The 25,009-nt window shown below is 70.0% G+C and carries 17 protein-coding genes; 10 read left to right on the plus strand and 7 right to left on the minus strand.

Translation table 11 applies throughout. The features are described 5' to 3' along the window. Positions 1–3: 3 nt before the first annotated feature. The 4 genes from IEY84_RS10155 to IEY84_RS10170 all read right to left on the minus strand — a co-directional run bounded on the left by IEY84_RS10155 (position 4) and on the right by IEY84_RS10170 (position 3,857). A complete protein-coding gene (locus IEY84_RS10155; RefSeq protein ID WP_183542678.1) occupies positions 4–627 on the minus strand; it encodes a DUF4333 domain-containing protein in 624 nt (207 codons plus the stop codon). Beyond that, the gene (locus IEY84_RS10160) at positions 606–1,427 is read right to left on the minus strand and encodes an endo alpha-1,4 polygalactosaminidase (protein WP_229788571.1); all 822 of its coding nucleotides are present in this window, start codon (positions 1,425–1,427) and stop codon (positions 606–608) included. The genes IEY84_RS10155 and IEY84_RS10160 overlap by 22 nt, the downstream gene beginning before the upstream one ends. A 62-nt stretch (positions 1,428–1,489) precedes the next feature. Beyond that, a complete protein-coding gene (locus IEY84_RS10165) occupies positions 1,490–3,097 on the minus strand; it encodes a DHA2 family efflux MFS transporter permease subunit (protein ID WP_183542680.1) in 1,608 nt (535 codons plus the stop codon). Between the two features lie 34 nt (positions 3,098–3,131). Then, positions 3,132–3,857 carry a molybdopterin-dependent oxidoreductase gene (locus IEY84_RS10170; protein WP_221208538.1) on the minus strand — a complete coding sequence of 242 codons (726 nt, stop codon included), beginning with the start codon at positions 3,855–3,857 and terminating at the stop codon, positions 3,132–3,134. A 108-nt stretch (positions 3,858–3,965) separates the two neighbouring features. On the opposite strand from IEY84_RS10170, the gene IEY84_RS10175 reads away from it, so the two are divergent. From IEY84_RS10175 to IEY84_RS10185, 3 genes are read left to right on the plus strand one after another with little or no spacing between them, the layout of a single operon-like run. Continuing rightward, positions 3,966–6,698, plus strand: a complete 2,733-nt coding sequence (locus tag IEY84_RS10175; protein WP_183542684.1) for a DEAD/DEAH box helicase — start codon at positions 3,966–3,968, stop codon at positions 6,696–6,698. Between the two features lie 29 nt (positions 6,699–6,727). After that, entirely contained in the window at positions 6,728–7,396 is a 669-nt protein-coding gene (locus IEY84_RS10180; protein WP_183542686.1) for an SWIM zinc finger family protein, read from the plus strand. A 31-nt stretch (positions 7,397–7,427) separates the two neighbouring features. Beyond that, positions 7,428–7,988 carry an SACE_7040 family transcriptional regulator gene (locus IEY84_RS10185; protein WP_183542688.1) on the plus strand — a complete coding sequence of 187 codons (561 nt, stop codon included), beginning with the start codon at positions 7,428–7,430 and terminating at the stop codon, positions 7,986–7,988. A 26-nt stretch (positions 7,989–8,014) separates the two neighbouring features. Here the strand turns inward: IEY84_RS10185 and IEY84_RS10190 are convergent, their stop codons facing one another. After that, entirely contained in the window at positions 8,015–8,881 is an 867-nt protein-coding gene (locus IEY84_RS10190) for a LysR family transcriptional regulator (RefSeq protein WP_183542690.1), read from the minus strand. Positions 8,882–8,944: 63 nt separating this feature from the next. Here IEY84_RS10190 and IEY84_RS10195 point away from each other — a divergent pair, with 63 nt between their 5' ends. From IEY84_RS10195 to IEY84_RS10225, 7 genes are all read left to right on the plus strand, one after another. Beyond that, positions 8,945–9,646, plus strand: a complete 702-nt coding sequence (locus IEY84_RS10195; RefSeq protein WP_183542692.1) for a hemerythrin domain-containing protein — start codon at positions 8,945–8,947, stop codon at positions 9,644–9,646. Positions 9,647–9,786: 140 nt separating this feature from the next. Further along, entirely contained in the window at positions 9,787–12,333 is a 2,547-nt protein-coding gene (locus IEY84_RS10200; RefSeq protein ID WP_183542694.1) for a S8 family serine peptidase, read from the plus strand. After that, positions 12,333–15,221, plus strand: coding sequence for an FG-GAP repeat domain-containing protein (locus IEY84_RS10205; RefSeq protein ID WP_183542696.1), 2,889 nt, complete (start codon positions 12,333–12,335; stop codon positions 15,219–15,221). The genes IEY84_RS10200 and IEY84_RS10205 overlap by 1 nt, the downstream gene beginning before the upstream one ends. Before the next feature lie 81 nt (positions 15,222–15,302). Then, complete coding sequence (locus IEY84_RS10210) at positions 15,303–18,647, plus strand: ATP-binding protein (RefSeq protein ID WP_183542698.1); 3,345 nt, start codon at positions 15,303–15,305, stop codon at positions 18,645–18,647. Positions 18,648–18,667: 20 nt separating this feature from the next. Then, a complete protein-coding gene (locus IEY84_RS10215) occupies positions 18,668–20,194 on the plus strand; it encodes a carboxyl transferase domain-containing protein (protein WP_183542700.1) in 1,527 nt (508 codons plus the stop codon). A 5-nt stretch (positions 20,195–20,199) separates the two neighbouring features. Beyond that, complete coding sequence (locus tag IEY84_RS10220; protein WP_229788573.1) at positions 20,200–22,104, plus strand: acetyl/propionyl/methylcrotonyl-CoA carboxylase subunit alpha; 1,905 nt, start codon at positions 20,200–20,202, stop codon at positions 22,102–22,104. A 181-nt stretch (positions 22,105–22,285) separates the two neighbouring features. Further along, positions 22,286–22,885, plus strand: a complete 600-nt coding sequence (locus tag IEY84_RS10225) for a hypothetical protein (RefSeq protein ID WP_183542703.1) — start codon at positions 22,286–22,288, stop codon at positions 22,883–22,885. A 66-nt stretch (positions 22,886–22,951) separates the two neighbouring features. Here IEY84_RS10225 and IEY84_RS10230 read toward each other — a convergent pair whose 3' ends face one another. Both IEY84_RS10230 and IEY84_RS10235 read right to left on the minus strand, forming a co-directional pair. Next, on the minus strand, positions 22,952–24,160 hold the full coding sequence (locus IEY84_RS10230; RefSeq protein WP_183542705.1) for an ABC transporter ATP-binding protein: 1,209 nt from the start codon (positions 24,158–24,160) through the stop codon (positions 22,952–22,954). 11 nt (positions 24,161–24,171) lie between these two features. Beyond that, positions 24,172–25,008 carry a carbohydrate ABC transporter permease gene (locus tag IEY84_RS10235; RefSeq protein ID WP_183542707.1) on the minus strand — a complete coding sequence of 279 codons (837 nt, stop codon included), beginning with the start codon at positions 25,006–25,008 and terminating at the stop codon, positions 24,172–24,174. Between the last annotated feature and the right edge of the window lies 1 nt (position 25,009).

Genomic DNA, 25,009 nt, shown 5'->3' on the forward strand with positions numbered 1-25,009 from the left:
GGCTCAGCTCTCGTCGACCTCGATGTGGAAGTTCACCGTCGATCCTTCAATCTCGGTCACCTCGACGGCGACGCCCAGCTGGTCGGCGCCCGCGGTGAGCGTGCATCTCATGGTTTGACCGACCTCGCCCACGAGGTCGCCCGGGCAGTCGATCGCGTCGGGCTTCTGACCGACCTCTTCTTCGAGCATGGTGGAGATTCGCTCTTCGAGTTGGATCTCGTCGACTGTCGCCCCTGACGTGCTCGCGTCCTCGGTGGCATCAGCGACGTCGTAACGGAATCTGAGGTCGGAACCGTCGACCTCGGTGACGGTCAGCGTGACCGGGATGTCGTTGCTGCCGTCCTCGATCACGCACTTCATGGTGGCGTCCTTCTTGCCCTCGAGATCGTCGGGGCAGTCGACCTTGTCGGGCTTCGTTCCCGTCTGGTCCTCGAGCGCTTTCGACAACTTTCTCTCGACGTCTTCCTCGTCCATGGACCCGCCGATGTGAAAGGAGGCAGAACATGCTGTGGCGGCCATGAGTGCCGCGCCCGCTAATGCGCCCGAGATGACGTGTTTGGCTGTCATGGCCTCATATAACCATGGTATGCACGAGCGTCGATTGTTTATCGATAGTTGCCCCAGCAAGCGTCGTACTTGTACGCAGGATGGGCCTGCGCTACGAGGTCACGGTCGCGGAGGATGGTGAGCGGGGCGCGGTCGGGGGTGTCACAGACGTTGGCGAAGGAGATGCCTGTCTCGCCCAAGGTGTCGGGATATTCGATCTGCAGTACGTGGTCGCCGTAGACGTCGGTGTAGGTGGCGCACTCGGAGTAGGCGGCGCACTCCTCGACGACGGCGAAGTCGAAACCCAGGTCACGTGCGGGGCGGGTGGCTTCGGCGGCGTTCTTCTGGGCGATCGCGAGACCGAGGTCGTGGGCGGCGGAGACGTACGCCTCGGCCAGGGCGAGGGCGCTGTCGTGCGAGATCGCCTCGAAGCGGGTCCAGGTGTCGAGGTTGTCGATCTCCACGGCGTCGAAACCGTTGTCCGCGCAGCCCTGGATGACCGGACCGACGACCTCCAGGATCGACTTCCGCGCCGACGCGGTGGAGGGGTCGAGGACGAGCTCGTCGGGCCAGTCGGGGTCGTGTACGGGGTTGCCGGAAGCGTCACGCAGCAGGGCACTCGGGTGCCCGGACCAGTCGGAGTCGGGCTGCGTCTGGAAGCCGTTGACGTAGCAGACGTTATAGGCGCCCTCGAGCGGCGCAGCGGTGGCGTCACGTACGACGACGTCGATCGCGGTGCCATCGGAGAGCCGGTCGGAGGTGCCGCCGAGCTGGTAGTCGAAGACGCCTTCCGTCGGCGGGAGCGCGACCTCTGCAACAGGGTCTGCGGCGGGGCCAACGTCAGGAACTGAGCGGCAGCCCGCGAGGGTCAACACGGTCACGAAGAGAACGAGGGCCGGGCTGCCGATGGCAGCCCGGCCCTGCGTACGTGCGCGCGAGCGGATCAGTGGAGGACCGTGGGGGCGGCGGCGCCGTGCTCGGCCTTGCTTTTGGGGAGGAACCAGGCGGGAATGAGCGTGACGAGCACCAGGACCGCGGCGATCACGAAGGTGGTCGAGAAGGCCTCGGCCATCTCGACCGGGATCGCCTTGAAGATCTCGGGCAGCTTGGCCGGGTCGAGGCCCAGCGAGGCTGCCGCTTCACCGATCTTCTGCTGGTTGGCGGGGTCGGTCATGAACTTCTCGAGGCCTGCCGCGGGGACGCCGAGCTTGTCGGCGAGGTCGTCCGCCGCGGAGATCGACTCCTTGCCCGAGAGGGCGTTGGTGAGCAGCACCGAGAAGAGCGCGGTGCCGGCGGAGGCGGCGACCTGCTGGACGATGTTCACCAGGGTCGTACCTCGGGCGATGGTGTGCTCACGCAGCGTCGCCTGGGCAGCGGCGAACGTCGGCATCATGGTCGCGCCCATACCGAGGCCCATGATGAACAGCGACAAGAGGAGGTACCAGTAGGGCGTGGCCTCGTCGAGCCGCGAGAACATGAACATGCCCACCGCGATCGTGGTCAGACCGCTGAGGACGACCTTGCCCGGACCGGTGCGGTCCGCGAGCATGCCGGCGAGCGGCATCGTGACCATCGCGCCCAGACCCTGCGGAGCCAGCAGCAGGCCGGCGTGGAGGGCGTCCTCGCCGCGTACCTGCTGGTAGTAGAGCGGGAAGAGCAGTGAGGCACCGAAGAACGCCATCGCGAAGATCGCCAGGGTGATCACCGCGACGGTGAGCTCCTTGTTGCCAAAGAGGCGTACGTCGATCAGCGGGTGGTCGTTACGGGGCGAGAGCGCCCACGGGACGAACGCGGCGATCAGGACGAGGCCCACGATCATGAACGAGAGCACCTTGGTGTCGAGCAGCGTGCCGGCCTCGGGGATCGAGGAGACGCCGTAGAGGAACAACGCCAGACCCGGGGACAGCAGGATCATGCCGAGGAAGTCGAAGGACTGCGACGGCTCGACGTGGTCCTTGGGCAGCGCCCGCCAGGCGTAGACCAGAGCGATGGCGCCGATCGGGACGTTGATCAGGAAGATCCAGTGCCAGGAGGCGGAGTCGATCAGCGCGCCGCCGATGATCGGGCCCATGATCGGGCCGAGCAGCATGGGCACACCCAGGATCGCCATCACGCGACCGACCCGCTCGGGTCCGGCGGCGCGGGTCAGGATGGTCATGCCGAGCGGCATCAGCATGCCGCCTCCAAGGCCCTGGATGACTCGGAAGGCGACCAGCATCGGCAGCGACGTAGCCAGCGCACACAGCACCGAGCCGAGCACGAAGAGCACGATCGCGGTCATGTAGAGGCGTTTGGTGCCGAACCGGTCGGCGGCCCAACCGGTCAGCGGGATCACCGTCGCGAGGGCGAGGGTGTAGCCGGTCATCGTCCAGGCGACCTCTGCGGAGGTGGCGTCGAACTCGCGCTGGAAGGTCTCCAGCGCGACGGAGACAACGGTGATATCGAGGATCGACATGATCGATCCGAGCACGACGACGCCCGCGACGATGAGCACGCTCTTGTCGAGGTGGTCGTCCGGCGCCTTCTCAGGCTTGGCAGAAGTTTCTGTCACGGGTTGACAGCCTACGTGTGAGTTGTTAACGGACCTAGTTGTTATTCGCATCTGAGCGGTGACTCGAGTCACGCTCGCGGCGAGCGATAGGGGCGAGCATGACGGCTTTGATCACTCGATAGATCGGGCGGATCAGCCAACCGGGCAGCGTGCCGTGCCGCTCCTCCTCCCAGACCCGCGCCCGCGGGTGGGACTGCAGCAGCCGGTCGGCCAGCGTCGGAGCGCCTTCCGGCGGTGCGGCCGCGAGCACCTCGATGCGGCAGACGTGCTTGATGTTGGCATACCCGTACTGCGCCGGGTTGACCAGCCGTAGCGGGGCGCCGTGGTCGCCGTCGAGCGGCCGGCCGTCGAGCCGGTCGGCGAGCATGACGTCGTGGGCCAGCAGATCCGCCAGCTCGGCCACGAAGTGCTCACCGTCGAGACCACGCACCATGACGTGGGTGATGGTCGTGCCTGGTACGACGGCGGGTGCGACGTACCGCTGATAGACCTCGGCGAAGGCGGCGCCCTCCCAGTGCAGGCCGGTCGCCGACCAGCCCGCGACGCAGTGGAAGTCGGCATGGAGGTCGCGACGATCGGCGCCGACGAGCTCGTCCACGGCGATCTCGATGGGAGTCGTGAGCGCTCCGCCGAAGACCACCGTCGGGTGCTCGGGGACGGTCGGTGGCGGCTGGTCGTTCTGCCGTCCGAACCGTGGGAAGAAGTCGATGCGTCGCTGGCCGGGTGGGAGGCCGGTGCGTGGGTGGGTCGTCTCGGTCATGTCAGCCACCGTCGCAGTGCCCCGGGACGGCCCGCCTCAATCTTTGGGGGCGAACCTCTCATCCTCGAGGATGAGAAACGGTCGGTGGTGGCGGCTACGGTCGTGTCCATGTCCTTCGTACCCGTGACCGGCCGCGCCGTCTTCCGGCCCGCGCAGCCGCCGCGGGACTCGGCCGTGGAGTTTGTGGACTCCCGACGGTCGGTGTCGTTGCCGATGCGAGCCGCGCTGCCGGTCCTGAAGAAGGCGTACGCCGCCTCCGACCTGCATCCTTCGGTCGCGCTGGTCGCGTCTGCAGCTCATCTCGGGCTCCGGTTCGTGGCCGCGGGCCAGCTCGAGCCCGATGGTGGTTCGTGGGCGGTCCGCTACACGCCGGAGGACGAGGAGCGGGTGCGGCTGCTGGCCGCGTCGCGCGCCTACGGCGACGTGGACGGCGAGGCGGCCGAGCTGTTGGTGCGGGAGATCGTGGCTGCGGTGGCGGACGCCGTGCCGACCTCGGCGCCGAAGGCTTCCGGGTCGGGGGCGTTCCGGGAGTCGCTGCAGACCCGGTTGGCGCGCTATCGGAGCGACGAGGGGCCGGTGACGGCCAAGCTGCCGTCGTTGGTGCGGCTCTCGTTCCGGGTCGAGGCGCCGGAGGAGGACCTGCTCGCGGGGTCGCTGACGCTGGTGCCACAGGTGCACGACGAGGCCGACCCGCTGCACGTGGCTGATGCCGCGCGGCTGTGGGACGAGGAGGACGATCACGGATTCGGCCCGCGGGCGCGTACGCATGCGCAGGTCGCTCTCCGCGGCGCTGCTGAGGCCTGGCCGGTCCTCGACCGGTTGCTCGATCTGCCGGTGCCGTCCTCGGTGACTCTGTCGACCGACGAGGTCGTCGGCCTGCTGGAGGACGGGGTCGAATGGCTCAAGGAGCGCGGTGTCGACGTGCTCTGGCCACGGTCGCTGTCGCGGGATCTGACCACGTCGGTCGCGGTCGACCGGGCGCCGTCCTCGTCGACCGCCGCACGCGAGGATCTGATGCGGGAGTCGCCACTAGGCGAGAAGGGGCTCTTCGCGTTCCAGTGGCAGCTGGCGCTCGGTGGCGAGCCGCTCGATGCCGCCGAGATGGACGCCCTGGCCTCTGCCGCGGGTCCGGTCCTGCGGCTGAGGGGCGCGTGGGCGGTCGTCCATCCGTCGGTCCTGCGGCGTGCGCGCAAGCGGCTGCTCAAGCGGATCACCGGTGTGGAGGCGCTGGCGGTCGCCCTGACCGGTCAGGTTCCGGAGGAGATCACCCAGGCTGCGCCGGGCGAGAAGGTGATCATCGGAGCGTCGATCGCGCGGCTCCGCGACGAGGTGATCGCGGCGACCTCGGGGGCTGCTGTCGAGGTGCCCGCCGGTCTCCAGGCCACCTTGCGGGGCTATCAGGTCGAGGGGCTGACCTGGCTGGCAGGGATCACCTCGCTCGGGCTCGGTGGCTGTCTGGCCGACGACATGGGGCTCGGGAAGACGCTGATGACGATCGCGCTCCACCTCCATCGCCAGGGGGTCTCGACAGGCTCGGGGCCACTTCGCTCAGACCCCGGGGGGAATCCGACCCTGGTGGTCTGCCCGGCGAGCCTGCTGGGCAACTGGGAGGCCGAGATCGCCCGGTTCGCGCCCGAGGTGGAGGTGCGCCGCCACCACGGCGCGGCCCGGGATCTCGACGATGCCACCGGCGTGGTGCTGACGACCTACGGGACGATGCGTCGCGACGTCGAGCTCCTCTCCGCGGTGTCGTGGGGGCTCGTCGTCGCCGACGAGGCGCAGCACGTGAAGAACGCCGCCTCGGCGACCGCGAAGGCACTCCGCGAGATCCCGTCGCACGCCCGGGTGGCGCTGACCGGCACCCCGGTGGAGAACAACCTGACCGAGCTGTGGGCGCTGCTCGACTGGTGCGTGCCTGGTCTGCTGGGCAGCCGGCTCGCTTTCAGGAGAGCCTGGGCGAGCCAGATCGAGGCGGGCGCGGACGTCGGGAAGGCGAAGGAGTTCGCTGCGCTGGTCGGCCCGTTCATGCTGCGGCGCCGCAAGTCGGATCCCGGGGTGGCCCCCGAGCTACCGCCCAAGACCGAGACCGACCACCTGCTGGCGCTGACGCGGGAGCAGACGGTGCTCTACGAGGCCTACGTACGCGACGCGATGGCCCGGATCGAGCGGCTCGACGCCGAGGACCCGCAGCGGCGCGGGCTGGTGCTGAGCCTGCTGACCGGGCTCAAGCAGATCTGCAACCATCCCGCACAGTTCTTGAAACAGGAGGGCGGCCGGATCGCCGGGCGATCGCAGAAGATCGACCTCCTCGACGAGCTGGTCTCGACGGTGCTCGCCGAGGAGGGAGCGGTCCTGATCTTCACGCAGTACGTCGCGATGGCCCGTCTCCTCGAGACCCACTGGGCTGCCGCCGGCGTCCGGCACCAGTTCCTGCACGGCGGCACCCCCGTGGCAGAGCGTTCACGGATGGTCACGCGCTTCCAGGACGGCGAGGTGCCGGTCTTCCTGCTCTCGCTCAAGGCCGGCGGCGTCGGGCTCAACCTGACTCGTGCCGACCACGTGATCCACGTCGACCGCTGGTGGAACCCGGCCGTCGAGGACCAGGCGACCGACCGGGCCCACCGGATCGGCCAGACGCGTACGGTCCAGGTGCACCGGCTCATCACCCAGGGCACTGTGGAAGAGCGGGTGGCGGAGCTGCTGCAGCGCAAACGGGTCCTGGCCGAGGCGGTCCTCGGCGGCGGCGAGGCCGCGTTCACCGAGCTGTCGAACGCAGAGCTGCGTGAGCTGGTCAAGCTCGGTCCGCAGAAGCGCCAGAAGCGCCGCCGGATCGCCTCATGAGCAACCGATGAGCAACGGATGAGCAACCGATGAGCGCCGTGCTGACCTTCGCCCGCGAGCCGCACCGCCGCGGCGCCGTTCGGGTCGAGTCGTGGTGGGGCCGGGCGTTTCTGCGGGCGATCGAGGAGTTGGCGTACGACGACAACCAGCTCTCCGGCGCCCGGTCGCTCGCCCGCTCGGGGCGGATCGGGGGCTTGGTCGTCGAGACCGGTCGGTTCGCGGCGGCGGTCGAGGACGAGCGCGGGCTGTGGACCGTGACGGGTTCGGTGCCGGTGCTGGCGGAAGATGCCGTCGCGGCGCTGTCGGAGGTCGTCGTGGCGACGGCTGAGCGGACCGAGGCGCTCTTGGTCGGCGAGCTCCCGCTGGACGTGGCCGAGCACGCCGAGGAGGCGGGGGTCGAGCTGGTCCCCTACGGCGAAGAGCTCACTGTTGCCTGCACCTGCGGCTACTGGCACGCGGTGTGCGGCCACTCGCTCGGGGTGCTGCACCAGCTGTGCTGGACGGTCGACCGCGACGCGTCCGTGCTGCTGCATCTGCGCGGGGCGGAGCGGGAGGACCTGCTGGGACAGCTGCGGCGGCTGCGGCAGCCACCCGCGCCCGACGCGGCGGTGGCCGGCGAGCCGACCCGCGGGCAGATCGACGATGTCGAGATCGCGCTCGACGCCGTACTTCGCGCACGTCACATGCTCGAGGAGTGAAACGGCGGTGAATCGGCGCTAACCTCGTGCAATGACCGCGGCCCAGACGAAGACCAGGCGCGAGCAGATCCTCGACACCGCGGCCGAGCTCTTCGCCGCCCGCGGGTTCCATGGAGTCTCCGTCTCCGAGCTCGGGGCGGCCTGCGGCATCTCCGGCCCGGCGCTCTACAAGCACTTCCCGAGCAAGGACGCGATGCTCGCCGAGATGCTCGTCTCGATCTCCCAGGAGCTGCTTCGCGAAGGCCGCGCCCGCGTGAAGGGCGCGTCGAGCACCGCACAGGCCATCGAGGCGCTGATCGACTGGCACGTCGACTTCGCCTTGCGCGACCGTGCCCTGATCGTCGTCCAGGAGCGCGACTGGCAGTCGCTCCCGCACGAGGCGCGTGAGCAGGTGCGCACCCTGCAGCGGAAGTACGTCGACCTCTGGGCCGACCAGCTCCGTGACCTCAGCCCGTCGCTGACTCCCGACACCGCACGCGCCATGGCCCACGGCGTCTTCGGGCTGATCAACTCCACCCCGCACAACCGGATCCTCCCCGAGGAGGCCACTCGCGCCGTACTCGTGAAGATGGCTCGCGCGGCACTGGGCTGACCGGCGCCACCAGCTCACGGATCGTGCTACCGAGGTTCGTCAGGCACGAGGTCCTTCAATGTGTCGAGCAGCAGCTCTGCGGCAGGTGACTGGTGCTGGGTCTGGGCGGCCAGGCCCGCGCTGACCGTGATCGGCGCCCCCTGGCGGTCGACGAGGACCGGGCTGCCGGGCGGTGACACGGCCCTGGGCATGATCGGGTAGCCGAGATCGTGCGCGCCCAGGTCGAGGGCGAGCGCTGGGTCTGCGACCTGTGCGCCGATCGTCAGCCGGATGCCGGCGCCACGGGCGACACGTTCGAGCTTGCTGCGCGCGGAGGCGCCTGAGTCGAGGACGATGAGGCGCTTGCCGAGGAGCGTGCTGATCGGGACCTGTCCGCGGCTGTTCGGGGGCAGCGCGACCGCGCAGAGGGGATCGTGTGTCCAGTGCCTGAACAGCGGGGACGGCTCGGCGGTGACGAGATAGCCGATGTCGAGCTCGCCCTGCTCGAGGGCGCGCTCGAGGTCGGCCGACGGCGCCGACGTGATGGTCAGCTCGATATCCGGATGGCTCGTGCTGAACCGGGCGAGGAGCTCGGGCAGATCCTCGTGCGCGGCACCCGCGATGATGCCGAGCCGCACCGTGCCGCGGTGCAGGCCGGCCACCTCGTCAACCACCTCGGACAGTGACCGCATGTGCGCCAACGCGGACCGGGCCATCGGGAGGGCGGCGGTGCCGGCCGCCGTGAGCGTCACCCGCCGGCTGGTCCGGACGAAGAGCGCCTGACCGAGCTCCCTCTCGAGCTCCCGCACCCGGGTGCTCACCGTCGACTGGGAGAGCTCGAGATCCGCGGAGGCCGAGCTGAAGGAACGTCGTTCGGCGACGGCCACGAAAGCCGTGAGCTTGGCTGCATCCATCGGGTATCACGATACTACGGATACTGGCTATCGATACAGCGGATTGATCGATACAACGGATGCATGACCAAGATGACCGATCCGGCTGATCCGATCGCCATGGTGGCGTTCCACTCCGCGCTCCGTCGAGACCTGCGGCGTACGCGTCTGGTCCTCGGTACCGGCGCATCCCGTGCCCGCGAAGCAAGGTTGGGTCGGCACCTTCTCTGGCTGATCGAGCAGCTTCGTTGGCACCACGAGGGCGAGGACATCGAGCTGTGGCCGTTCCTCGCCGAACGCGACGCGCGGCTCCAGCAGTCGCTGGACGAGATGCAGTCCGAGCATGCGGCCATCGACCGGCCCCTCGCGGCGCTCGAGAGCGCGGCTCGTGGCCTCGTCACAGGCTGGGGCGACGGTGATGCCGTCATCGCGGCGCTGGACGATCTCGAGACACCCCTCCTCGAGCATCTTCGCCACGAGGAGGAGCAACTCCTGCCGGAGGTGACGCGCTTGATGACACAGCAGGAGTGGGACGACTTCCAGCAGCGAGCCTGGATCCGCGGGAACACACTTCCTCAAACGGCACGCTTCCTCGCTTGGTTGATCGATCGAGCGGCCTGGACGCCGGACCAGGTACGCAGGCTCGGGGTGCCGTGGCCGGCGTACGCACTCCTCGTCAAACCGCTCTGTGCGGCAGCCCGAGCGGTCTCCGCGAGCCCATGGCGACGGACCGCTGCCGCAGCCGTGGACCCGCTCGCTGCTGATGCGTACGTCGGTGCACGATGAGGCTCACCGTGTTCGCGGCGACCGGGGCGACCGCCATCACGGGATCCCGCGGCCGTCCTCGGCGCGCAACGCAGTAATGCCTCGGTAACGGCGGATTCGTAGCGTCACGGGTGCCCATATCTTCCCGAGGAGCACCCCTGATGCGCTTGATCCCATCATCCCGCCGGCGGCGGTTCGCGCCCCTAGCGCTGGCGAGCACCGCCGCGGTCGCGTTGCTGGCAGGGCCGGCCCTCGCCGCCACCGCCGTGGCCGCGCCGGCGGCCGAGAAGCCAGCGAGCACGGTCGAGGTCGACCCGGCCCTGGAGAAGGCCGTGTCCGACGGCGGCGAAGCCACGTTCTTCGTCGTCCTGAAGGACCAGGCCAGCCTGGCGCAGGCCCGCAGCGAGAAGGGCAAGAACGCCAAGGCGACGGCGACCTACGGTGCGCTCCGGTCCGCGGCCAACCGTACCCAGAAGTCGCTGACCTCCTACCTCGACGCCAAGAAGGTCGGCCACGAGGACTTCTGGATCACGAACTCGGTGCTGGTCACCGGCGGCGAGGCACTCGTCGACGAGCTCGCGCAGCGCAGCGACGTCGCCGAGCTGGTCCGGGAGCAGCACTACGCCCTGGACGCCCCCGAGGGCGAGAACGCCGCCGTTACCAGCGAGGTCGAAACGACCGCGACCCCTGAATGGGGGATCACCGAGGTCAAGGCCGACCAGGTCTGGTCGCAGTACGGCGACCGCGGCGAGGGCATCGTCATCGCCAACGTCGACTCGGGCGTCCAGTACGACCACCCGGCGCTCGTGGGCTCCTACCGGGGCAACGACGGCAGCGGCACGTTCACGCACGACTACAACTTCTACGACCCGACCGGGACGTGCACCGACGCCCCGTGCGACAACAACGGGCACGGAACTCACACGATGGGCACGATGGTCGGCGCCGACGGCATCGGCGTCGCGCCGGGCGCCACGTGGGTGGCGGCCAAGGGCTGCGAGGCCAAGTCGTGCTCTGACTCGTCGCTCCTCAAGGCCGGCCAGTGGATCCTGGCGCCCACGGATGTGAACGGCGCGAACCCGCGCCCCGAGCTCGCCCCCGACATCGTCAACAACTCCTGGGGCGGTGGCCAGACCACCTTCTACCAGGACACGGTCGAGGCGTGGAACGCCGCCGGGATCTTCCAGGCGTTCGCGGCCGGGAACTTCGGCGACGGGGTGACCTGCTCGACCGCCGATTCGCCCGGGGCGCAGGCGACGTCCTACGGCGTCGGTGCGTACGACGTGAACGGCAAGATCGCGAACTTCTCCGGGTTCGGGCCGTCCCTGGTCGACGGGTCGATGGTGCCCAGCATCTCGGCGCCCGGCGTCGACGTCCGCTCCACCTGGCCGGACTCGTCCTACAACACGATCTCCGGTACGTCGATGGCAACGCCGCACGTTGCCGGCGCCGCTGCGCTGCTTCTCTCGGCCGCCCCGTCCTTGATCGGCGACGTCGCCGGCGCCCAGGCAGCCCTGAACGGTGCCGCGATCGACGTGGACGACACGCACTGCGGCGGCACGGCCGACGCCAACAACGTCTGGGGTGAGGGCAAGCTGGACGTGCTCGCCGCAGTCACCGCCGCCCGCAAGGAGGCCGCGACCGTCACCGGCGTCGTCACCGACGAGGTGACCGGCGCTGCGCTGCCCGACGTGAAGGTCGAGATCACTGGCACCAACCCCCGCACGGTGAGGACCGGCTCCGACGGCAGCTACCGGGTCCACCTGCTGCCCGGCACGTACGACTTCACCATCAGCGGATACGGCTACGCGCCCCGCACCCTCGCCGGCATCGAGCTCGCCGACGACCAGAATCTCACCCAGGACGTGTCCCTCACGGCCGTCCCGGTCCACGCAGTGACCGGTACGGTGCTCGACGTCGTGGGTGAGCCGCTCGCCGGCGTCACGGTCGCGGTCGCGGGTACGCCCGTCGACGCAGTGACCAGTGACGCCGGCGGCCGATTCACGCTGCCGCAGGTCGCCGAGGGTGAGTACACGCTGACGGCGACGCCGGCCGAGCCCGTGCTCTGCAACGGCGAGTACGCCGCCACCCTGACCATCGACGGTGACGAGACCACCACGGTCGCGCTGCCCGCTCGCACCGACCGTTCGGGCCACTCGTGCGCCCCGACCGCCTACGGCTGGGTCGCGGGCAAGTCCCGGGTCGCGCTCAGCGGCGACGAGGACGCGGCGAACGTCGCGCTCCCCTTCGGCGTGGACTTCTACGGTGTGACGTACAACCAGGTTGCGGTCACCACCAACGGCCTGCTGAACTTCCTGTCCCCGCGCGTCGGCGACTACGACAACGACGCGCTGCCGTCGAACGCCGCTCCCAACGGGATCGTCGCGGCCTATTGGGACGACCTCGCGCTCGACAAGAAGTCCACGGTGACCACGGGCACGGTCGGCAAGACCGGCGACCGTCGCTTCGCGGTGGTGTGGACCAACGTGCTCGTCGCTGACGGTTCCGGCAACCGCGTCACCTTCGAGGCCGTCTTCGCCGAGGCCGACGACTCGGTCACGCTGCAGTACGCGGCCGTGCCTTCCAAGGGCTCCAAGGCCACCGTCGGCATCGAGAACCAGTTCGGTTCCGACGCCCTCCAATACTCCTTCGACCAGCCGGTGCTCACCGCCGGCTCGGCGATCCGCTTCGCACAGGGAGACCAGTGATGAACCATCGGACCACCAGGCGGGGCATCCGCCTCGCCACCACGCTCGCGGCCGCGAGCCTCGCGGTGACGGCCGCCCCTCAGGCGGTCGCCGCCGAGACCACTGACGCTGCCGACGGGGCGATGACCCTGACCAGCGAGCAGGCCGCCGACCTCAGCGCGAGCGTCCACGTGGACGTCTACGGCGAGGACGCGCCGGAGGAGCCGGCCGAGCGGGACGACGCAGCAGATGCGCCGCCGGCGGCCGAGGACTCCGCCGAGGAGCCCGTCGACCCGAACACCCCGGTCACCTTCACCAAGGAGTCCACGCTCGAGGGCGTGCAGGGGATGGGCGTGACGGCAGCTGCCGACGGCGGCGGCTACTTCACGCTGCACAGCCTCGGCAACGTGCAGCGTCACGACGCCGACGGCGCCACCACCTGGACGCGCACCACCGACTCGCTGTACACCGAGTGGGGCGTACGCAGCTGGCGGCCATGGGAGAAGGAGCTCTACCGTCCCCACCTCGTGCTCGGCTACAACGCGGTCAGTCCGTTCACCGCCAGCTCCGACCAGGGCTACGACACCGGCGACCTGTCCGGCGACGGCGTCGAAGACGTGGTCTTCTCCACCAGCGTCGGGTCGTCCCCGCCGGGATGGTCGGCCAAGGTCGGCACGTACGTCACCGTGCTGGACGGCCGCACCGGCAAGACCCTGTGGTCGAAGTTCTACAACTACGCGGCCCACCTCAAGGTCGTGGGCGACACGCTCCTGGTCGCGGAATCGCCCAGCCTCAACGATCGCGGCACCGGTGGCACCGCCACGCTCACCGGCATGACGTTCGAGGCCGCGGACGGCGCGCTGACGCCGACGGCGACCTGGACCCACGACACCGAGGCCGCCGGGCCTACGGCGTGGGCTGCGATCACCGACCTCGGTGGCGGCATGATCGCCGCCGCGTGGGACCTCGACAAGACCGACCAGGCCGCCGGCCGAGGCCGCACGCTCGTGCTCGACACTGCCGACGGCGCCGTGCGGTGGCAGTCGGACAGCGATCTGTACGTCCGTCAGCTCCACCTCGACGCAGGCCGCGGCCGCCTGGTCGCGCTCGAGCAGGCAGACCCGACCGACGGGATCCGGTATCAGGTCGCGTCCTACGCTCTGGCGAGCGGCGAACGCACCACCCGCGACACCCGGGTCAACGCGTTCCCGACCGCGATGACGGTCGGCGACCTGGGTGCCGGCAGCGGCGACGAGTACGCGGTCAGTGAGTCGACGCTCGCCCCCAACCTGGCGATCAACGCCGCGACGATCCGTGTCCTGGACGGCACCGACCCGGCTGTGACCCGTTGGTCGCACACGACCAAGCGTGCTGCCGACAACGCCAGCAACGGCTCCAGCACCTGGGAGCTGTCGATCGTGGACGGCACCCTGCTCGCCTCGGCACAGGACGACACCGACAGCAACGGGGCGGAGAACCTCAGCGGCTTCCAGTTCGGGTCCCTGACCGCCTTCAGCGGCAACGGCAAGGTCCGCTGGCGCCGGGCCGGCACGGCGGCATCACCGCTGGACCACGAGGTCGTTCGCTCCGGCCGCAGCACGCTGGTGCGTACGGTCGACGTGCAGCAGAACATCCACACATACGGTCTGGGCAACGGCAAGGAGTCGGACCTGACCCCGCTGCGCGGTGACCTCGCGTACGCGCAGGACGTGGACGTCGACGGCGATGGGCGTAAGGACGTCGTCGCGGGCGGGACCTCGCGCGGTGTCTGGGCCTGGTCCGGCACGTCGCTCAAGGGCGGCGAGCCGCGCCAGCTGTGGGAGGCCACGGTTCCCGGCCAGGTGCACCGGATCGAGACCGGTGACGTCGACGGCGACGGCAATGCCGAGATCGTGGTCGCCGCCGACACCGCCACCGCAGTGCTCGACGCCGCCACCGGCAAGGTCGAGGCCACCATCGATGGTGGTGGCGAGTACGTCCGCTCGGTCACCGTCGCCGACGTCGCCGGTGACGACGCGGCCGAGATCCTCGTACCCACCGACGCCCTGCGGGCCTACCGCGGCGACGGCACGGCGCTGTGGACGTACGCTGCTCCCGCTAGCGAGGGCGATGTCGTCTTCTCCGACACCGTCGTCGCCGATGGCCGGGTGCACACCCAGTTCGGCAGCGTCGACGGTCTGCAGCGCGACGACGCGACCCAGCAGGCCGTCGCGCTCGATGGCACCGGTACGGCGCTCTGGACGGTTCAGCCTGACGCCCCGGAGATCGCCGACGGCGGGCTGATGCACGGCGCGCTGCTCGACCGGGCGGTCTTCTCCTCGCCGGAGATCCCCTATGCCGACGGCCATGCTGTCGTGCACACCTGGCTGATCATGAGCCATGTGCCCGGATTCCCGAACACGGCAGTCACCCCGCACGTGGTCACCGAGATCCGCGACGGGCGCACCGGCGAGCTGCTGAAGCAGTACGTCGGTGGCAGCCCCTGGTCGCACGACAACTACTTCACCGCCGACGGTGTCCTCTACCAGCTCAGCTTCGGCACGCTGCACGGGTTCGCCGCGGACGGCGTCGAGACCTACAGCTCGGTGGTCGCTCCGCTGCGGTCCGTCGCGATGGGGACCGGCCCGGGTGGTCGCGCGCTGTTGCTCGGTGGAGTCGATGGCGGCGTGGGCGCCTGGGACCCGTCGGTGCTGACCACGGGCTGGTCATTCCAGTACGGGGTGGGCAGTGGCTCTCAGCCCGGGGGCCGGAACTACCTCGCCACGGACCTGGACGGTGACGGAGTCGATGAGATGGTCTCGCTGAACTACGACGACTTCGGGGTCAACCGGACCGCGGGGCTGATCGGTGGAGGGGTCTTCGGACAGGACAACGCCATCCACCGGATGGCGACGTACTCCCTGTCATGACCGTCTCGGTCGGCGTCCTGCCTTGCCCCCGGGGCAGGACGTCGACCGGTCTGCTCGCGCTGGGACTAAAGTGGCGCTCCGATGGACGAGCGGCACGACCCCCCGGCACCCCTGCTGCGGCTCCACCTTCTCGACGGGTTCCGGGTCACGCGTGACGGCGGGCCTCCCCTTCCGGAGAAGTGGCCGCGGCCGAGCGCGCGCGCCCTCGTCAAGCTTCTCGCTGTGACGCCGGACCACCGGCTGCACCGGGAGCAGGTCATGGAGACCTGCTGGCCCGGCATCGACGCGCAGGCCGCCATCGGCAGCCTGCGCGTCGCGCTGCATGCCGCCCGTCACGCGCTGGAGCCGGAGCTGGCGCCGCGGGCCGCCTCGTCGTACCTGGTGGCCGACGGGCCGATGCTTGCGCTCGACCCGGCGACCGTGCGGATCGACGCCGACCGGGCCGAGGAAGCGGGGCTGGCCGCGCTCAGGGCGAACGGCGAGGCTGCAGACGGAGGCGACGACGCGCTCGCCCGTGCGCTGGCGCTGTTCACCGGAGATCTGCTGCCCGAGGACCGCTACGAGCCGTGGACGGAGGCCCGGCGGGACCAGATCGCCGAGCTGCGCGACCGGCTCCGGCTGCGCCTGGCGGACGTCCGGCTGGCCGCCGGCGAACCGCGGGACGCGGTGGCCCTGGCCGAACAGGTCCTTGCCGGTAGCCCGGCCGACGAGGCTGCCCATCGGGTCGTCATCGAGGCGGCGCTGCGCCAGGGGCTGAGGCGGCAGGCGGTGGCGCAGTACCACCGGTGCCGCAGGGCCATGGACGCCGAGCTCGGCGTACGCCCCGGCCCGGCGATCGAGCGGCTGCACCGTGAGGCTCTCACCGAAGCGCCGGCCCGGGTCCCGGCTGCGCCTGGCCTGCCTGCGCCTGTTCTGGCGGCCACCGCCGCGCCGTTGCGCGGTCGGGAGACGGTGCTCGGGCGGCTCGCCGCCCCCGGGCGACCGCCCGTCGTGCTGCTCACCGGCGAGGCTGGGGTGGGCAAGACCAGGCTGGCGGCCGAGGCGGCGGCCCGCGCCGCCGCATCGGGAGCCGCGGTCCTGTGGGGCGTGGGCCGTGAGCCGGAAGGCGGAGCGCCTTACGGGATGCTCGCGGAGGCCCTGGACCGGTGGTTCGCAGGGTGCGACGCCGCCGAGCGTGCCGACGTCGGAGCGGAGTACCCGGAGCTGGCCGCCCTGCTGCCCTCGCTCGGACAGGTGCCGGCGGACGGCGAGCGTACGCCGGAGGAAGAGCGGGACGGCCTGTTCCGTGCCGGTGCGCTCGTGCTCGGCGCGCTCGCTGCCGAGCGGCCGGTCCTCGTCGTCCTCGACGACCTGCAGGCCGGCGACGCCGGTACGTTCCGGCTGCTCGGCCACCTGGCCCGGCACGCCGCCGACCGCGGGACCGACCTGGGCTTCCTGGCCACGTACCGCGCCGAAGAGCTCCCCGAGGGCGATCCCCGCCGTAAGGTCATCGCCTCCCTCATACGTCAAGGTCTGTGCGTCACCGAGTGGCTCGACGGGCTCGACGAGGAGGCGTGCGTGGCCATGGTGCGCGACGCGGTCCCGCCCGCCGACCGGAACGAGGACACGCTCCGGCGGGCGTGGCGGCTCTCCAGGGGCAACCCGCTGTTCGCGCTCGAGCTGGCCCGCGGGCCGGGGACCGGTACGACCGGCGATCTTCAGACGCCCGACGGAGTCGGGCAGGCGGTGGGCCTGCGGCTCGACCGGCTCGACCTGGACACCCGGCGGATCGTGGAGGCGATCGCCGTGGTCGGCGGCGAGGTGGCGCTCACCGAGCTGCTCGACGTCGCACGTCATGGGCTGGAGCCGCCGGTTGCCGGCAGCTCCGTCGCCGACGCCGTGGAGCGCGCGATCGCGGCATCGCTCGTCGAGGAACGGCAGGTCGTGGTCTCGGGCCAAGGCGAGGACGGGCTCGCGTTCCGCCACCCGGTGGTGCGGCTTACCTGCTACGAACGGCTCAGCGGGGTCCGCCGCCGGCAGCTGCATGCCGCCGTCGCCGAGGCCGTGCTGCGACGTCGACCGGATGCGGTCGACACGCTCGCGGTCCACTTCGCCCGAGCCGACGACCCGCGGGCGGGTGAGTACCTGCGGCGCGCTGCCGAACGTGCCGCCGCGCTGTACGCCAACGACGCCGCCGATCGCTATTACCGCGACCTCGTGACCCGGCTCGACGTTGACGCTGCTCGGGCACGGCTCGCGCACGGCCACGTGCTGTATCGGATGGGGCAGTTCGTCCGCGCGGCGGAGACGCTCCGGATCGCCATTGACGAGCTCGGCCGGCGCGGCGAAGAGTCCGAGTGCGTGCTCGGCACCGCGCTCCTGGCGCAGACACTCCTACGGTTGGGCGAGGTCGCCGGGGCCGCCGAGGTGCTGGCCGACCGCCCGCTGGGTGCCGGAGTCGCTGCCGAGGCCGCCGCCGACCATGCGCTCGCCTGGTCCATCCTGCGCCGGTTGCAGGGGCGCTACGACGACGGATACGACGCCGCGCTGCGTGCACTGCGCGCGGCTGAGGAAGTGCCCGGAGCGGCACGCCACGGCTTGGTCGCGCGTGCGTACGTGAGCCAGGCGACCAACCTCGGTCTGGCCGGCCGCTCCGCCGAGTCCCGTGCGGCGGCGGACCGAGCCCTGGCCCCGGCCGAGGCGTACGGAGAGCCGACCCTGCTCGTCGCCGTGCTGTCCACGCTGCGCGAGAACGCCCGGCGCCACGGGCGGCTGCGCCGAGCCGTCGAGCTCGGCGACCGCGCGCTCGAGCTGGCCCTCCGCTCCGGTGACCCGTCGTCGGCCGCGTTCGAGCGCGCCAACCTCTCCGAGATCCGGCTGCTGCTCGGCGAGGGCGACGCCGCCTGTGAGCTCGCCGAGCAGGCGGTGGCGGCCGCCGAGTGGGAGGAGACCTGGTGTCTGCCGTACGCGTTGGCTGCGCTCGCGGCAGTCCGCTCCGAGGCGGGCCGCCACGACGACGCCGCAGCGCTGCTGGCCCGTGCCGAGGATGCCGTCACCACGGCCGGCGACCTGCAGGCTCGACAGGTGGTGCGGACGGCCCTCGCCGAGCATCACCTGGCCACCGGGGAACCGGAGGCGGCGCTCGCGAGCATCGCCGAAACCACGGACGTCCCGGTTCTCCTCGCGCGGGCGCAGTTCGCCGCCGAGAACATCGAGGAAGCGCACCGGGTGGCCGCCGCCGAGGTCGAGCGGGCCTGTCAGGCCGGGGAGCATCTCGATGAAGTCGATGCGACGGTCGTGCTCGCGCTGGCGAGCTCGCGCCTCGGGCGCGGCGCTGATGCGGAGGTCCTGCTGGCCGCTGCTGAACAGCTGGCCGACGACCTGCCCTACCCCGCGGCCCGCCGACGGGCCGCCGAGGCGCGCCGAGCTCTTGTCAGCAGAGGTTAATAACCGTTAACCTCGACCCCATGGCGGCAAACCTGCGGGAGCTCACCGACGAGCTGCGTGAGCGGCTCGAGCGCGTACGGCAAGGCGGGAGCGAGCGCTCCCGGCAACGGCACACCGACCGCGGGAAGCTGCTCCCGCGCGACCGGGTGGACGGGCTCCTCGACCCCGGGTCACCGTTCCTGGAGGTGGCTCCGCTTGCGGCGTACGGAATGTATGACGACGGGGACGAGTGGGCGGTGCCGTCGGCCGGCGTGGTTGCCGGGATCGGGATGGTCGCCGGCCGCAAGTGCATGATCGTGGCCAATGACGCGACCGTGAAGGGTGGCACCTACTACCCGCTGACGGTCAAGAAGCACCTGCGGGCGCAGACCATCGCGGCCGAGAACAACCTCCCGTGCATCTACCTCGTCGACTCCGGCGGCGCGTTCCTGCCGAAGCAGGACGAGGTCTTCCCCGACCGCGAGCACTTCGGGCGGATCTTCTTCAACCAGGCCAACATGTCCGCGCGCGGGATCCCGCAGATCGCCTCCGTGATGGGGTCGTGCACCGCCGGCGGCGCCTACGTCCCGGCGATGAGCGACGAGACCGTGATCGTGCGCGACCAGGGCACCATCTTCCTCGGCGGGCCGCCGCTGGTGAAGGCGGCCACGGGCGAGGAGGTCACCGCCGAGGAGCTCGGCGGCGGACTCGTCCACGCGACCAAGTCGGGCGTCGTCGACCACCTGGCCGACGACGACAAGCACGCGCTCGAGATCGTCCGCGGAATCGTCTCGACCCTGCCGGAGCAGGAGACGCGGACCGTGCCGTACGACGAGCCGGTCGAGTCCCCGGAGACTCTCACCGACGTGGTGCCCGCCGACACGAAGACCCCCTATGACGTACGCGAGGTGATCCGCCGCATCGTCGACGGGTCCAAGCTGCAGGAGTTCAAGGCGCTCTACGGCGAGACGCTGGTCTGCGGGTTCGCCCACATCGAGGGGCAGCCGGTCGGCATCGTCGCCAACAACGGCATCCTCTTCTCCGAGTCGGCGCTCAAGGGCGCTCACTTCGTGGAGCTGTGCAACCAGCGCGGCATCCCGCTGGTGTTCCTGCAGAACATCACCGGGTTCATGGTTGGTCGCGAGTACGAGAACAAGGGCATCGCCCGCGACGGTGCCAAGCTCGTCACCGCCGTCGCCTGCTCGGTGGTCCCGAAGTTCACCGTCGTCATCGGCGGCTCCTACGGCGCCGGCAACTACGGGATGTGCGGCCGTGCCTACGACCCGCGGTTCCTGTGGATGTGGCCCAACGCGCGGATCTCGGTCATGGGTGGCGAGCAGGCCGCATCGGTGCTCGCGACTGTCGCCGGCAAGCCCGACGACGAGGAGTTCAAGGCGCCGATCCGGGACCAGTACGAGACCCAGGGATCCCCCTACTACGCCACCGCGCGCCTGTGGGATGACGGCATCATCGACCCCGCCGACACCCGCCGGGTGCTGGCGATGGGGCTCGCGGTGGCGGCCAATGCGCCGACCCCCGAACCCCGCTACGGAATCTTCAGGATGTGACTGGAATGTCTGAACCCGGAATGTTCGAGAGTGTTCTGGTCGCCAACCGAGGCGAGATCGCGCGCCGCGTCTTCCGGACGTGCCGCGAGCTCGGCATCCGCACGATCGCGATCTACACCGCGCTCGACGCGGACGCGCCCCACGTACGTGACGCCGACGAGGCCGTCGAAGTGGTCTCCTATCTCGACGCGGACGCGGTGGTAGCGGCCGCGGTCTCGGCCGACGCTGCGGCGATCCACCCGGGCTATGGGTTCCTCTCCGAGCGGGCCGAGTTCGCGCGTGCGGTTGCGAAGGCGGGGCTGACCTGGGTCGGTCCGACGCCCGAGGTCATCGAGCAGATGGGTCGCAAGGACGCGGCCCGGGAGATCGCGGTCGCTGCCGGCGTACCGGTGGTGCCGCGGGGCGAGGACAGCCCCTACCCGCTGCTGGTCAAGGCTGCGGCCGGTGGTGGCGGCAAGGGCATGCGCATCGTCCGCTCGCCCGAGGAGCTCGACGAGGCCCGCGCGGCCGCGGCCCGCGAGGCGCTGAGCGCGTTCGGCGACGAGACCCTCCTGATCGAGAAGTACGTCGAGCGTGGCCGCCACATCGAGGTGCAGGTCTTCGGCGACACCCACGGCAACGTCATCCACCTCTTCGAGCGCGACTGCTCCGTCCAGCGCCGCCACCAGAAGGTGATCGAGGAGGCGCCCGCCCCGACGCTCACCGACGAGCAGCGGGACCTGGTCCTGACCAGCGCCGTCGCGCTCGCTCGCCAGGTCGACTACACCGGCGCCGGGACGGTCGAGTTCCTCCTCGACGAGGCGTCCGGCGAGGCGTACTTCCTGGAGATGAACACCCGTCTCCAGGTCGAGCACCCGGTCACCGAGGAGGCGGTACGCATCGACGGCGCCGCCGCCGATCTCGTCGCGCTCCAGCTCCGGGTCGCCGCCGGTGAGCCGCTGGGCATCGCTCAGGACGGCGTACGCATCGACGGCCACGCCATCGAGGTCCGGGTCTACGCGGAGGACGCCTTCGAGGGCTTCCTGCCGCAGGCCGGCCGCACCTCGATCGTGCGCTGGCCCGAGAGCGCTCGTGTGGAGCACGCTCTGGAGAGCGAGCAGGTGGTCAGCACCGCCTACGACCCGATGCTCGCCAAGGTCATCGTCCACGGCGCCGACCGCGAGGAAGCCCGTGCGGCGATGGTCAAAGCGCTCGACGCGACCGCCGTCCTCGGGCTGACCACCAACACCGGCTTCCTGCGCGTACTGGCGGCCTCCGACGCCTTCCGTGACGCGGAGATCGACACTGCCTGGCTCGACCGTAACGAGGTGCCCGCCCCCGACCCCGACGTGCCGCGCACGCTCGTCGCCTGGGTCAGCGCGATGCTCTCGGCGATCTCGGACACCACGACGCCGTTCCGCGCCGACGGCTGGCGGCTGGCCGGCTCCCCGGCACCGACCCTCGTCGACCTCGACCGCCGTGTCACCGTCGACCGCCCCTCCAGCCGTGTCGCCAGCGATGGCGTCAGTCACCTCGTCCGGCAGATCAGCGCGGCCGACCACGTCCTCGTGGCGGTCGTCGACGGCGTACGTCACTGGGCGGCCGTCAACGTCCAGCCCGGCCTCGCCGAGATCGTCCACCAAGGACACCGCTTCGACCTCTCCCCGCCCGACCGCGTCGCCGGTGCCGCCGCCCACCACAGCGACGGAGCCGTCGAGGCCAAGATGCCCGGCACCGTCATCGACGTACGCGTCCAGGTCGGCGATCAGGTCGAGGAGGGCCAGGTCCTCGGTGTCTTGGAGGCGATGAAGATGGAGGTCGCTCTCAAGGCCCCCTTCGCCGGCGTGGTCACCGCCGTCGGAGCCTCCGCTGGCTCGCAGGTCCCGCTGGGCGCCGAGCTCTTCGTGGTCGACGCGGCGCCTACCGAATGACCTGATGGCCCCGGTCATGCGCTCACCTCCACAGCTCGTTCACCGACCTGAGAAAGACCCCGCGACACCCCTGGGTGTGTATTAGGTTCTTGGTGTTCGATCTGGGCGGCTCGCGACTCCCGGCCGACCTACATCTGTTGGTCCATTGAAAGTTGGCCTGGGTGCGCTGGAGGACTGGACGTTGTCGCAGTTGCTGAAAGCCGTTGGGATGATCGTCCTTTCGGTAGTTTCGGTCTTTGTTGCCTTGACTGTCGTGGCGACGGTGCTGGTCGCTTTCGCCAACTACTCAGGCAGTTCGCGCGATCCCCAGACGACGGTCACCGATGAAGAGGCTCTTTCCACCTGGAAGATGACGTTGGCCCCGGCGTTGGATGACTTGAACTCGCTACAGGATCCACCGAAAGTCTTGTCGGACGAGCCTGCCCGAGTCACTCCGTGTGCGATCGATGAGTCAGACGGAAGCCTGGCTCAACTCGATGCCTGGAAGAGCTGGACCGCGGAGGCCGTTCGGGATGGACCAGCAAGAAGCCTCGATGCTGTGCTTCCGGAGATTCGCTCTGGATACTCAGAGATCGTGAAGGCGATGGTTGCCCGCGGGTGGACTGACGAGACTGGCGTCCGCGCTGAAACGGAGAATGGTGTGACCGAGCCGGTGATGACGACGCTCACCAGAGCGAATGGCGATGTGCGCGTGCGCCTGCGGATCGACATGTACACGGATTGGATCATTGCCGGCTTGAAGTTTCCAGGTGCTCCTCGTGGCTGCCGGCTTGCTGACTGACTGAGGGCGATGACAAGCGCCCCTGACTGCGCGAGTCAGGGGCGCTCGATCTTGTACGGTGCCGGGTCAGGCCTTGCCCGAGTTGACCTCGGCACCGAGGATTCGGCCGGCGTGCTCATGGTCGACGGTGAGGTTCTCGCCGGTCGACGGGTCGAAGAGGTGGATCCGACGGCCGTCGACCCAGATCTCGGCGTCCTGGCCTTCGGCGATCCGGCTGGAGCCGTCGAGCGAGACGACGAGCTGGGTGCGCAGGCCTTCTCCGTCCAGGTCCTTCTCGAGCTGTTCGAGCTGGGCCCTGACCTCGGCTGGTGCCTCGAAGGGGAGGTAGGCGTAGGTCTCGTTGCCCAGCCACTCGACGGCGTCGACCTTGGCGGAGAAGGTCGAGCCGGTGCGCACGGAGTCCGAGGCCAGAGATGCGTCCTCGAAGTGCTCAGGGCGGATACCGGCGATGAGCAGGCCCCGTCCGGCGGCACGCTCGGCCCTCTCGGCCGGGATCTCCACGCTGCCGAAGGGCAGCTCGACCGTGGAGCCCTTGACCGTGGCCGGCAGGAAGTTCATCGGCGGGGAGCCGATGAAGCCGGCGACGAACAGGTTGCCCGGGTTCTCGTAGAGCTCGCGCGGAGTGGCCAGCTGCTGCAGGATGCCGCGCTTGAGCACGGCGACCCGGTCGCCCAGCGTCATGGCCTCGGTCTGGTCGTGGGTGACGTAGACGGTGGTGATGCCCAGCCGCTTCTGCAGCCGGGCGATCTCGGTGCGCATCTGGCCGCGGAGCTTGGCGTCGAGGTTCGACAGCGGCTCGTCGAAGAGGAAGGCATCGGACTGCCGGACGATGGCCCGCCCCATGGCGACCCGCTGTCGCTGGCCGCCGGACAGGTTGCCGGGCTTGCGATCCAGGTGCTCGTCGAGCTCGAGGGTCGCTGACGCGTCCCGCACCAGCTTGTCGAGCTCGGCCTCGGGCGTCTTGGCGAGCCGCAGCGGGAAGGCGATGTTCTCGTAGACGGTGAGGTGCGGGTAGAGCGCGTAGTTCTGGAAGACCATCGCCAGGTTGCGATCGCGCGGGGCGAGGTCGTTGACCCGGCGGTCGCCGATCATCATGTCGCCTGAGGTGATGTCCTCGAGACCGACGATCATGCGCAGCAGGGTGGACTTACCGCAGCCGGAAGGTCCGACGAGGATCATGAACTCCCCGTCGGCGACGTCGATGGAGATGTCGTTGACGGCCGGGAAGCCGTCGCCGTACTGCTTGACGATGTGATTCATGGTGATAGCGGCCATGGCAGCAGCACCTATCCCTTCACTGCGCCGGACGTGAGCCCGGCGACGATCTTGCGCTGGAAAATCAGGACGATGACGATGATCGGGATCGTGGCGATGACCGCTCCCGCGGCCAGCAGGGAGGCCGGCCGGTTGAACGGGTCGGCGCCGACGAAGAAGGACAGCGATGCCGGGATCGGTCGGGCGTTCTCGGTCGAGGTGAGCGAGATGCCGAAGACGAAGTCGTTCCACGCGAAGAAGAACGTCAGGATCGCCGCCGTGAAGACGCCCGGTGCGGCCAACGGCACGATCACCTTGCGGAAGGCTTGCCACGAGGTGGCGCCATCGACCTGTGCGGCCTGCTCGAGCTCCCACGGGATCTCGCGGAAGAAGGCCGACAGCGTCCAGATCGCCAGCGGAAGCGTGAAGGACATGTAGGGGATGATCAGCCCTGGCCAGGTGTCGTAGAGCCCGATGGCCCGCCACATGTCGAAGAGCGGTCCGACGAGCGAGACCACCGGGAACATCGCGATCGCCAACGCGATGGTCAGCACAGCCTTCTTGCCACGGAACTCCAGCCGAGCGATCGCGTACGCCGCCAGAGTGGCCACGATGACCGACAGCAACGTCGCGATCAGGCTGATCCCGATCGAGTTGAAGATCGCGCGCCGGAACTGTTCGTTGTCCCACACGGCCACGTAGTTGTCCCAGCCCGCCCCGCCACCGTCGGCGGGGAAGAAGCCGGGGCTTCCGTTGGTGATCGCAGCCTCGGACTTGAAGGACAGCGAGATGATCCAGGCCACCGGAAGGAGGCACCAGACGAGGATCAGGAGGCAGCCGATGATCGTGCCCACACGGTTCTTCATCATG

Origin of the sequence: Nocardioides albus (genome assembly GCF_014648255.1) — a bacterium.
Lineage (GTDB): Bacteria > Actinomycetota > Actinomycetes > Propionibacteriales > Nocardioidaceae > Nocardioides > Nocardioides albus.